This window comes from Weizmannia sp. CD-2023 (genome assembly GCF_036225245.1).
Classification (GTDB): Bacteria; Bacillota; Bacilli; order Bacillales; family Bacillaceae_C; genus Weizmannia; species Weizmannia faecalis.
Window position 1 is genome coordinate 64,104 of the sequence record NZ_JARTJQ010000049.1, and the last position, 10,458, is coordinate 74,561.

A 10,458-nucleotide genomic window follows, 5' to 3' on the forward strand; every position below is an offset into this window, starting at 1 on the left:
TGAAAAGGGAATGGAAAGTAGAAACGGTGTCTAGTGCGTGGAGGTGTAGCAGGTGTCTGAACCTATTTCAACAGAAATTTTAGTCCGCTTGCCGCAGCAGCTGTTGACGGAATTGGACGGATTTGCTGAAACTGAAAATATGAATCGCAATGAATTAATTTACCGTGCCACAAAAATGTATTTAAAAGAACGGAAAAAACGCCAAATCCGCGAAACGATGAGGCGTGGTTACATGGAAATGGCAAAAATTAATTTGGCGATTGCCTCCGAAGCGATCCAGGCTGAATACGAAGCAGAACATACAGTTGAAAGCCTAGTAAGCGGGGGGTAATCCTTTGATTGTTAAGCGTGGAGACGTGTACTTCGCCGATCTATCTCCGGTGGTCGGCTCCGAGCAGGGAGGCGTACGTCCTGTCCTCATTTTACAAAACGACATTGGAAACCGTTTTAGCCCCACTGTCATTGTTGCCGCGATAACAGCGCAAATCCAGAAAGCAAAATTGCCCACGCATGTGGAAATTGATGCAAAGCGTTACGGTTTGGAAAGGGATTCTGTGATATTGCTTGAACAAATACGCACAATCGATAAACAACGCTTAACGGATAAGATTACGCATCTTGATGAAGAAGTCATGGAAAAAATTGACGACGCCCTGCAAATCAGCCTGGGACTGGTCGAATTTTAGGAACGCTCTTTTTAAAGGGCGTTTTTTCATTCGGCAGGCTTTGCCATTCTTAAAATAAGCTGGAACAAAAGAGAGATCATCCCGTCGCCCGTTTTAGCATATTTTTTCACGTGCTGCGGTCAAACATGCGAAACCCACCTTCAAAAAAAATACAACGAATGTGGTTTAACCCTATCTGAAAACGGGTATATGATAACGCTATAAGATAAACCGAAGAAAATTTCCGGAAAAATGCTGCTTTTGCCCGATTTCTGTGCCATTTACATAAAAAATATTTTCCGGTTGCCGGCAAAAACAGATATAATAACTTATAAATCAAATGGATTTTTCTGTGTTTTTTCAACAAACCGGTTCAGAAAAAAGCCATCCGCCGGGGCGAAAGGCAGCAGTTCATTTGTTTTTGTGCAAGTCTTCCGGAAAAGCCCGGCATGTCTAAAGCAGGCTGTCAAAGAAGGGCGCTTCAAACTGTTCGGAGGAAAGAGGGTTGATCATGCAATCATATTTAGCGAAATTTATACCAGAACATAAAGATGAAATACTGGATGAATGGATGAAAAGCATGAAAGCAAAAGGCGGTGCCCCGTTTCATTTTGATGAAGGGGTGGTGTTTGAAAAAACAAGCCGGGATTTTGTCGAAGTGATTCTTGCGCGGCTGACGAAAAGCAATCACGAATATGAGAAACAGCTCGGCGAGTTTTCCGAAAGAATCGTGACGCTGGGCTGGCCGCTCACTTTTGCAACGACTGGCATTCAAATTCTCGGGGATATTGTTTACAACCTGATGATGAATAACAACCCGGATGTCGTGTTTGAAAAGCACCAGGAATTCTGGGAAATCTTTCGGGAATGGACCAATGCCGTCCAAAATGAATTTGTCAATGCTTATACCACCATTTGGGAAAAAACCATTTCGCTTCAGCAAAGTGCGTTAAAGGAATTGTCCGCCCCCTTGATTCCGGTGTTTGACAAAATTGCCGTCCTTCCATTAGTCGGCACCATTGACTCGGAAAGGGCAAGACAGATTATGGAAAACCTGCTGTACGGCATTGTGAAAAACAAGTCGGAGGTGGTGCTGATCGACATTACGGGCGTGCCGGTTGTCGATACGGTTGTTGCCCATCATCTCATTCAGGCGGCAAATGCTGTCCGGCTTGTCGGCTCCCGCTGCATGCTTGTTGGCATCCGCGCTGAAATTGCACATACGTTAACAAATTTGGGGATCAAATTAAACCATATTACAACAACGAGTACACTGCAAAGAGGAATTGAACAGGCTCTTGAAATGACAGGGAGGAAAATTGTGGAATGGGAGGGTTGATTGATGCGCATACCCATTTTAAAGCTGGGAAACTGCCTGCTGGTCTCGATCCAATGGGAGCTTGATGACCAGACAGCTTTGGAGTTTCAGGAAGATTTGCTTCAAAAAATATACGAAACGAATGCAAGCGGTGTTGTCATCGACATCACCTCTATTGATTTTATTGACTCATTCATCGCAAAAGTGCTGGGCGATGTGGTCAATATGTCCAAAATGCTGGGCGCAAAAGTGGTCATCACCGGAATCCAGCCTGCAGTCGCCATTACCCTGATCGAGTTGGGGATTACGATGGAGGGCGTCATGACGGCACTGGATTTGGAAAGCGGCCTTGAGAAATTAAAACAGGAATTGGGGGACTAGCTGTATGGATAACCATTCCTGTGTAAAAATTTTGAATGAGTGGGATATTGTGGCCGCCCGCCAGCTTGGGAGAAACATTGCAAGAGAGCTCCATTTCGGTGCTGTCGACCAGGCAAGAATCACAACGGCCATCAGCGAACTCGCCCGCAATATTTTTATATACGCAGGACAAGGGGAAATCCGGATTGAGAAAGTTCTGCAAAACGGGAAAAAGGGGCTGAAAGTGATCGCTACAGATAAAGGGCCGGGGATTGAAAACATCCGGAAAGTGATGGAAGACGGCTACTCCACATCCGGAGGGCTTGGGGCAGGCCTGCCGGGCGTAAGGCGCCTGATGGATGAATTTGATATCGTTTCGGCGCCGAATGAGGGAACAACCGTTACCGCAATCAAATGGATACGATGATAGGAGGGAAAAAGATGGATTTCCGCGATGCCATGGAGCAGGAGTATAAAGAAATTCTTAGCCATTTTCTACAGCATCCGGATGAACAGGCGCTGTACCAGTGCGAGAAGTTCAGCCGCAAACTGATTGAAAACCGGATCTCTCCTGAAGACATGATTATGTGCCATCGCTCTGTTTTGCAGCAAATCGAACCCGGGCTTTCCAAAACGGTGCAGCAGTCCTTTGATGTCCTGCTGGAAGTCATGCTTGCCTACGGGCTCGTTTACAGGGAACAGCAAAGCCTCCGGACAAAACAAAAAGAACTGAAGAGTGAAATCGAGATTGCTGCGGGCATGCAGCAAACCCTGCTTAAGGCGGATGTCCCGGAGCAGGACGGCATCGATATTGGCGTGATCAGCATGCCGGCCAAACAAATGAGCGGCGATTATTATCATTTTATTGAAGATGAGAACCGCCGCATCGGCATCGCGATCGCGGATGTGATCGGGAAAGGGATCCCGGCGGCGCTCTGCATGTCGATGATCAAATATGCGATAGACAGTTTGCCGGAATACAGCCACCAGCCCCATATTATTTTGGAAAATCTGAACCGCGTCGTTGAACAGAATGTCGACCCGAGTATGTTTATTACGATGTTTTACGGTATGTATGACCCGGTAGTACATAAGTTCTCCTACGCATCCGCCGGGCACGAGCCCGGTTTTTTCTATCATGCGGAAACGGATGAATTTGAGGATTTAATCGCAAAAGGGCTCCTTTTAGGCATAGAAAAAAAATCGAAGTACCATGAATATATAAAAGATGTGCAGCTTGGCGATATGATTGTGCTGTTGTCAGACGGCGTAACGGAATGCCGGACAAAGGAAGGATTTGTCAGCCGGGAAACGATTACCGGCTTGATCCGGAAAAATATCCGCAAGAGCGCACAGGAAATCGTGGAAAATGTGTACAGGGAGCTGGAAAGATGGCAGGAATTTGAACTGCGGGATGATTTTACCTTGCTGATTTTAAAAAGAACTGCCTTAAAAGGAGGTTTGTCATCAGCCCGGAAAGGGTATGAACCACTTAGTGATGAATGTTAAAGAGGTGAAAGAAATGGACTTTGAAGTAGATGTAAAGGAAAAACAGAATGCCTTAAACGTAACCATTTCGGGGGAAATTGACGCATTTACAGCTCCAAAATTAAGAGAAGCATTTGAACCATATGAAGGAAAAGCAGGTTTGGAAGTTTTAATAGATTTAACCAATGTTTCTTACATGGACAGCACCGGGCTGGGCGTACTGGTCGGTTTGTTCAAAAGCTTGCGGGCAAACGGCGGGATGCTCACGTTGACGGGGCTTTCCGACCGTTTGAAACGGCTGTTTGATATTACAGGCCTTTCCGACATCATGAAGATTAATACCGAAATAGAAGGTGGAGTGTGAGACATGGAGGAGTTTGATCATATCAGTATGAAAATCCCTGCCAAAGCGGAATATGTCGGAGTCATCCGCCTCACCATTTCCGGTATTGCAAGCCGCATGGGGTTTGATTACGAACTCATCGAGGATTTGAAGATCGCCGCGAGCGAAGCCATTACCAATGCTGTCCAGCATGCCTATAAGGACAAGGAGGACGGGGAAGTCACCATCGATTTCAGCCTCTATCCGGACCACCTTGAAGTAATGGTTTCCGATAAAGGAGACAGTTTTGATCTGGAAAAAGTAAGGGAACTCGCAGGGCCTTACACGGAAGATGTGCAGATCGAATTTATGAGAGAAGGAGGATTGGGCCTTTATCTCATTGAAAGTTTAATGGATGAAGTCCGCATACATTATGATGGCGGAATTACAGTCATGATGACCAAGTACCTTCAAGGGGAGCAGGTGGAGACGAATGTCAAAACTGCCTCAACCTGATCAGATTGATGTCAATCAATTGATACAATCTTATCAGCAAAACGGCGACAAAGAGGCGCAGGAAATACTTGTCGCGCACTATCAGAAACTTGTGGAGTCGCTTGCCCGCAAATATTCGAAAGGAAGGGCCTACCAGGAGGACATTTTCCAGGTGGGGATTATCGGCCTGCTCGGCGCCATTCAGCGCTTTGACCCGAATATTGGAAAAAGTTTTGAATCCTTTGCGATTCCGACCATCATCGGAGAAATTAAGCGGTTTTTGAGAGACAAAACATGGAGTGTCCACGTCCCCCGAAGGATTAAAGAACTCGGCCCGCGGATTAAATCCACTGTTGAAAAACTGACGAACGAACTGCAACGCTCGCCAAAAATCGCTGAAATTGCTGCACATCTTGAAATCTCAGAAGAAGAAGTGCTGGAAGCAATGGAAATGAGCAAAAGCTACCACGCACTTTCCGTTGACCATTCGATTGAGTCGGATTCAGACGGCAGTACCGTGACCCTGCTGGATATGGTTGGCAGTGAAGATGACGGATATGAAAAAGTCAACCAGCGGCTTGTGCTTGAAAAAGTGTTGCACGTACTGAGCGAGAGGGAACGCCAGGTCATCCACTACACGTATATTGAAAATTTAAGCCAGAAGGACACAGGTGAGAAATTGGGGATTTCGCAAATGCACGTCTCGCGCCTGCAACGCCGTGCGATCAAAAAACTGCGGGACGCCATAGAAGGTGAACTGCAACATGTGGAGAATTAGCCATTATGAATTATCTTAGTTCAAAGCAAGTAGAAGTATATGGATTTCAGACAACAAAGGCCGGCCGGGACCTGTGCGGAGACGCCTATTTTATGAAGGCAACGGATGACTATTTCCTCTGTGTGCTGGCAGACGGGCTGGGGAGCGGGGAATTTGCCTACTACTCTTCCCAGGCTGTTGCGAAAGTCGTGAAAGAACAATCGGATGACGATGTTGACACGCTGATGGACGCATGCAATCGTGCTTTGTACCGGAAGCGGGGCGCAGCGGTTGCCATTTTCAAAGCCTGTTTTAAATCACGCCAATTTGTTTACAGCTGTGTCGGCAACATCCGCTTTTTTATGGTGGCACCGGGCGGCAAACTGACTTATCCGATCCCGATTACCGGGTACTTGTCCGGCAAGCCGCAGCAATTCAAAACCGAGATTTTTGACTATGAACCGGGTTCCAGGTTCGTCATCCATTCAGACGGCGTGAAAGAGCGGAATGTCCAATCTTTTTTGAAGAAATGTGAGTCTATCGAACGGATTGCCGACCAGTTAAAAGAACAACAGACCATGGATGACGACGCTACATTTATTATTGGGAGCTTGCAGTAAAGGCAAGCTTTTTTATTTTGCAATTTTTTTCAGCCCGTAAAGCATGATAAAATAACAGAAGAGTAATCAGAAGTGTGGTGTTTAATTTGGAAGAAAAACAGGCAAGGCTTATCAGCCAGCTGGGAAAAGAATTGCAGTTCCCGGAAAAGAGCATCCGGAATGTCATCGGTTTGCTGGAAGACGGCAATACCGTTCCTTTTATTGCCCGTTACCGGAAAGAAATGACCGGTGCGCTCGATGAAGTGCAGATCCGTGACATTATGGAGCGGTGGAACTATTTGCAAAATCTTGAGCAGCGAAAAGAGGAAGTCATCCGCCTGATCGATGAGCAAGGAAAATTAACAGAAGAGCTGAAAGGGAAAATTTTACAGGCAGAAAAGCTTCAGCTGGTAGAAGACCTCTACCGCCCGTATAAACAAAAACGCCGGACAAGGGCCACGATTGCAAAGGAAAAAGGGCTGGAACCGCTGGCCCGCTGGATGCTTTCGTTTCCGGCTGAAGGCGACCTGGATGCTGAACTGGCAGCGTACGTATCAGCGGAAAAGCAGGTGGCATCTGCCGAAGAAGCATTGCAGGGTGCAAAAGATATAATTGCCGAAATGGTTTCGGACGAGCCGAAATACCGCGGCTGGATCCGTGGTCAAACGTTTAAAACAGGCGTGATGGCAAGTACCGTCAAAGACGCGGAAAAAGATGAGAAAAAGGTATACGAAATGTATTACGCCTACGAAGAACCGGTCTGCAAAATCGTTCCCCACCGCGTGCTTGCGCTTAACCGCGGCGAAAAAGAAAACATTTTGCGCGTATCCATTGAGGCCGACACCGAGCGGATTTTGGCGTATTTGAACCGGCAAGTGATCCGGAATGAAGCCTCCATTACATCAGGCATCGTCAAGGAAGCGGTGGAAGATGGCTATAAACGGCTAATTGAGCCCGCCATTGAAAGGGAAATCCGCAACGAACTGTCCGAAAAAGCGGAAGACCGGGCTATCCATATTTTTGCCGAGAATTTAAGGAACCTGCTTCTTCAGCCGCCTTTAAAAGGAAAAACGGTGCTCGGGGTTGACCCGGCGTACCGGACCGGCTGCAAACTCGCAGTCGTGGATGAAACGGGCAAAGTGCTGAAAATCGGCGTGATTTACCCGCATCCGCCAAAACCGAAAACAGAAGAAGCCAAAGCGATTGTAAAAAGCATCATCCGGGATTTTAAGGTGGAGGTCATTGCGATCGGAAACGGCACAGCCTCACAGGAAACCGAGCAATGGATTGCCGGTATTTTAAAAGAAATAGAAGAAGATGTTTCCTATGTGATCGTCAATGAAGCGGGGGCAAGCGTCTACTCTGCATCCGACCTTGCCCGCAAAGAATTTCCGGATTTGCATGTTGAAGAACGGAGCGCCGTCTCCATCGCCCGCAGGCTCCAGGACCCGCTGGCAGAGCTTGTGAAAATCGATCCGAAATCGGTCGGTGTCGGGCAGTACCAGCATGACGTTTCGCAAAAGAAACTGAATGAATCGCTCACTTTCGTCGTTGAAACAGCCGTCAACCAGGTCGGTGTCGATGTCAATACCGCATCCCCGTCTCTTTTGCAATATGTGTCCGGGCTCAGCAGCACTGTAGCGGGCAATATTGTAAAATTCCGCGATGAGAACGGCAAATTTAAAAACCGGGCCGAATTGAAAAAGATTCCCCGCCTCGGCGCAAAAACATACGAACAAAGTATCGGCTTTCTCCGCATACCGGATGGGGAAGAACCACTTGATAAAACACCGATCCACCCGGAAAGCTACGATGCGGCCAGATCTTTGCTGAATGAACTGGGCATGACGACAGCGGATATCGGTACAGAAAAGCTGATCCAATCGCTCGAAACACTGTCTGTCCCGGAAATGGCAAAGACACTCGGCATCGGCGAACTGACCCTGCAAGATATTTTCGAAGCCTTGAAAAAACCGGGCCGCGACCCGCGTGATGAACTGCCAAAACCGCTTTTGAAAAAGGATATTATGAAACTGGAAGATCTGAAACCGGGGATGGAGATGCAAGGAATCGTCCGGAATGTCGTCGATTTCGGGGCGTTTGTCGATGTCGGCGTGAAAGAAGACGGGCTTGTCCATATTTCAAAATTAAGTAAAGGTTTTGTTAAACATCCGCTTGATATCGTCTCAGTCGGCGATATTGTTACCGTATGGGTGGAGAAAGTGGACGTCCAAAAAGGAAGATTATCGCTCACCATGCTTCCAAATGATTAAAAGTGAAAAGAAGATGCGCCAGTTACACGCGCATCTTCTTTTCATTGTAAAAAAACCAGCATTCATTCAGCAGTTTAATTTCACTGCGCCTTTTCTCGCAAAAAGCTCTCCGTATTTGGTTTTGAAACCATACCGGCACACAAACGCCCCCTTGTTCCTGAATGCTGAAACAAAACCAATCCCCCCGCACTTTTACTAAAGTATATGCTATAATAACTTGTCATGTGAAAAGAAAAGCGCAGGTGCCCGCGGCATCCATTTTTCATTATGAGTAAGGAGGCATACGGCCATGGATAACAAGGAATTGCAAGGCCTTGTGGAAAAAATATCAATGGAGTATTTTCACAAACCTTTCCGGCATGCAGCCTCATTTAATCCCCGGCTGCGGACCACCGGGGGAAGATATTTGTTAAAAAGCCACAATATCGAAATCAATAAAAAATATTTAGAAGAACTCGGAGAAAAAGAGCTGATCGGCATTATCAAACACGAACTTTGCCATTACCATCTTCATCTGGAAGGGAAAGGGTACAGGCACCGGGATGCGGACTTCAAACAATTGTTAAAGGAAACGGACGCGCCCCGCTATTGTGCCGTGCTGCCGAGTAAAGCAGCTTCCCGCATGATCAGCCGCCCGTCCCCGCGTTACGAATATGTCTGTACGGAGTGTGGCATCCTGTATAAAAGGCAAAGAAAGGTCAACACCAACCGGTACGTTTGCGGGAGATGCGGTGGAAAACTGGTGCTGCACAAAACGTATGCTGAACCGGGCCGGAAATAATGGGCATGCAGCATCTTCGAAACAAGCTTTAAAAATAAATTTTAAAACAGGGTTGACACCTTCGTGTCCCGTCATTATAATGTTAAGAGTCGACAAGATGTTGCTTGTTATTCCGCAGTAGCTCAGTGGTAGAGCAATCGGCTGTTAACCGATCGGTCGTAGGTTCGAATCCTACCTGCGGAGCCATTTTGGGGAAGTACTCAAGTGGCTGAAGAGGCGCCCCTGCTAAGGGCGTAGGTCGCGTAAGCGGCGCGAGGGTTCAAATCCCTCCTTCTCCGCCATACATACAAAGCAGTCATCGCGGCCCGTTGGTCAAGCGGTTAAGACACCGCCCTTTCACGGCGGTAACACGGGTTCGAATCCCGTACGGGTCATTTGAAATTTATCATATCATGAGTGGTTCCGTAGTGTAGCGGTTATCACGCCTGCCTGTCACGCAGGAGATCGCGGGTTCGATTCCCGTCGGAACCGCCATTGGGCCATAGCCAAGCGGTAAGGCAACGGACTTTGACTCCGTCATGCGCTGGTTCGAATCCAGCTGGCCCAGCCATTTTTGAGCCATTAGCTCAGTTGGTAGAGCATCTGACTTTTAATCAGAGGGTCGCAGGTTCGAATCCTGCATGGCTCACCATTTATCCGCGGGTGTGGCGGAATTGGCAGACGCACCAGACTTAGGATCTGGCACCGCACGGCGTGGGGGTTTGACTCCCTTCACCGGCATTGATTTGATAAATCGCGGAAGTAGTTCAGTGGTAGAACATCACCTTGCCAAGGTGGGGGTCGCGGGTTCGAATCCCGTCTTCCGCTCCATAAAAAGTAGTTGACATCCATAAAAGGTTTTGATATAATATAAAGGTGTCAAGTTAATAACGCGGTCGTGGCGGAATGGCAGACGCGCTAGGTTGAGGGCCTAGTGGGAGTTAAATCCCGTGGAGGTTCAAGTCCTCTCGGCCGCATTTACGCGCCCATAGCTCAATTGGATAGAGCGTTTGACTACGGATCAAAAGGTTAGGGGTTCGACTCCTCTTGGGCGCGCTATTTTTTCATGCAAAAAAGATCTGTTAACAGCTGCGTAAAAGGCTCCAGAGCTTACCGGGCAGTTGAAAACTTTATAAAAAACAGGCCTTTTCTTATTATAAGTTGGTTTGATAGTTTTTAGACCAGGGAAATGCGGGAAATAGCTCAGCTTGGTAGAGCACATGGTTTGGGACCATGGGGTCGCAGGTTCGAATCCTGTTTTCCCGATTTGCATGCGGGTGTAGTTTAGTGGTAAAACCACAGCCTTCCAAGCTGTTGTCGTGGGTTCGATTCCCATCACCCGCTCCAAATTTTATGTTGACAGTGACTTGTTGTAATGTTATACTAAATAAGTTGCTAATTGAGATTGTTCCTTGAAAACT

Annotated in this window: 13 protein-coding genes and 12 tRNA genes; 24 read left to right on the forward strand and 1 reads right to left on the reverse strand. The window is 47.3% G+C overall.

Annotation, left to right across the window (positions count from 1 at the left end):
* Positions 1–52: 52 nt before the first annotated feature.
* The 11 genes from P9687_RS07200 (at position 53) to P9687_RS07250 (ending at position 8,277) form a co-directional block, all read left to right on the forward strand.
* A complete protein-coding gene (locus P9687_RS07200) occupies positions 53–331 on the forward strand; it encodes a CopG family ribbon-helix-helix protein (protein ID WP_014096808.1) in 279 nt (92 codons plus the stop codon).
* Positions 332–335: 4 nt separating this feature from the next.
* Positions 336–686, forward strand: a complete 351-nt coding sequence (locus P9687_RS07205) for a type II toxin-antitoxin system PemK/MazF family toxin (RefSeq protein WP_013860680.1) — start codon at positions 336–338, stop codon at positions 684–686.
* Positions 687–1,176: 490 nt separating this feature from the next.
* Entirely contained in the window at positions 1,177–2,004 is an 828-nt protein-coding gene (locus P9687_RS07210; protein WP_168985763.1) for an RsbT co-antagonist protein RsbRA, read from the forward strand.
* 3 nt (positions 2,005–2,007) lie between these two features.
* Positions 2,008–2,364, forward strand: a complete 357-nt coding sequence (locus tag P9687_RS07215; protein WP_017553290.1) for an STAS domain-containing protein — start codon at positions 2,008–2,010, stop codon at positions 2,362–2,364.
* 4 nt (positions 2,365–2,368) lie between these two features.
* Positions 2,369–2,770 (forward strand): anti-sigma regulatory factor, encoded by a 402-nt coding sequence (locus tag P9687_RS07220; RefSeq protein ID WP_013860676.1) that lies wholly within the window; start codon positions 2,369–2,371, stop codon positions 2,768–2,770.
* A gap of 14 nt (positions 2,771–2,784) precedes the next feature.
* Positions 2,785–3,852, forward strand: a complete 1,068-nt coding sequence (locus P9687_RS07225; protein ID WP_168985762.1) for a PP2C family protein-serine/threonine phosphatase — start codon at positions 2,785–2,787, stop codon at positions 3,850–3,852.
* A gap of 13 nt (positions 3,853–3,865) precedes the next feature.
* The gene (locus P9687_RS07230) at positions 3,866–4,195 is read left to right on the forward strand and encodes an anti-sigma factor antagonist (protein WP_013860674.1); all 330 of its coding nucleotides are present in this window, start codon (positions 3,866–3,868) and stop codon (positions 4,193–4,195) included.
* A gap of 3 nt (positions 4,196–4,198) precedes the next feature.
* Positions 4,199–4,669 (forward strand): anti-sigma B factor RsbW, encoded by a 471-nt coding sequence (rsbW, locus tag P9687_RS07235; protein WP_168985761.1) that lies wholly within the window; start codon positions 4,199–4,201, stop codon positions 4,667–4,669.
* Positions 4,647–5,426 carry an RNA polymerase sigma factor SigB gene (gene sigB, locus P9687_RS07240; protein ID WP_019720971.1) on the forward strand — a complete coding sequence of 260 codons (780 nt, stop codon included), beginning with the start codon at positions 4,647–4,649 and terminating at the stop codon, positions 5,424–5,426. Before rsbW ends, sigB begins: the two co-directional genes overlap by 23 nt.
* A 5-nt stretch (positions 5,427–5,431) precedes the next feature.
* Entirely contained in the window at positions 5,432–6,025 is a 594-nt protein-coding gene (locus P9687_RS07245) for a PP2C family serine/threonine-protein phosphatase (RefSeq protein WP_017551129.1), read from the forward strand.
* A gap of 74 nt (positions 6,026–6,099) precedes the next feature.
* Complete coding sequence (locus P9687_RS07250; RefSeq protein ID WP_168985760.1) at positions 6,100–8,277, forward strand: Tex family protein; 2,178 nt, start codon at positions 6,100–6,102, stop codon at positions 8,275–8,277.
* 22 nt (positions 8,278–8,299) lie between these two features.
* Here P9687_RS07250 and cmpA read toward each other — a convergent pair whose 3' ends face one another.
* The gene (gene cmpA, locus P9687_RS07255) at positions 8,300–8,416 is read right to left on the reverse strand and encodes a cortex morphogenetic protein CmpA (protein WP_088775937.1); all 117 of its coding nucleotides are present in this window, start codon (positions 8,414–8,416) and stop codon (positions 8,300–8,302) included.
* Positions 8,417–8,566: 150 nt separating this feature from the next.
* On the opposite strand from cmpA, the gene P9687_RS07260 reads away from it, so the two are divergent.
* From P9687_RS07260 to P9687_RS07320, 13 genes are all read left to right on the forward strand, one after another.
* Complete coding sequence (locus tag P9687_RS07260; protein ID WP_014096818.1) at positions 8,567–9,058, forward strand: SprT family protein; 492 nt, start codon at positions 8,567–8,569, stop codon at positions 9,056–9,058.
* Between the two features lie 111 nt (positions 9,059–9,169).
* Positions 9,170–9,244, forward strand: a tRNA-Asn gene (locus tag P9687_RS07265).
* Between the two features lie 4 nt (positions 9,245–9,248).
* Positions 9,249–9,339 (forward strand) — tRNA-Ser (locus P9687_RS07270).
* 21 nt (positions 9,340–9,360) lie between these two features.
* Positions 9,361–9,432 (forward strand) — tRNA-Glu (locus P9687_RS07275).
* Positions 9,433–9,456: 24 nt separating this feature from the next.
* A tRNA-Asp gene (locus P9687_RS07280) sits at positions 9,457–9,532 on the forward strand.
* 1 nt (position 9,533) lies between these two features.
* Positions 9,534–9,608: transfer RNA gene (locus P9687_RS07285), tRNA-Gln, on the forward strand.
* A gap of 5 nt (positions 9,609–9,613) precedes the next feature.
* Positions 9,614–9,689 (forward strand) — tRNA-Lys (locus tag P9687_RS07290).
* Positions 9,690–9,696: 7 nt separating this feature from the next.
* Positions 9,697–9,778 (forward strand) — tRNA-Leu (locus P9687_RS07295).
* Positions 9,779–9,793: 15 nt separating this feature from the next.
* Positions 9,794–9,868, forward strand: a tRNA-Gly gene (locus tag P9687_RS07300).
* Between the two features lie 61 nt (positions 9,869–9,929).
* A tRNA-Leu gene (locus tag P9687_RS07305) sits at positions 9,930–10,014 on the forward strand.
* A gap of 5 nt (positions 10,015–10,019) precedes the next feature.
* Positions 10,020–10,093 (forward strand) — tRNA-Arg (locus tag P9687_RS07310).
* A gap of 136 nt (positions 10,094–10,229) precedes the next feature.
* Positions 10,230–10,303 (forward strand) — tRNA-Pro (locus P9687_RS07315).
* Between the two features lie 7 nt (positions 10,304–10,310).
* Positions 10,311–10,384, forward strand: a tRNA-Gly gene (locus P9687_RS07320).
* Positions 10,385–10,458: the final 74 nt, after the last annotated feature.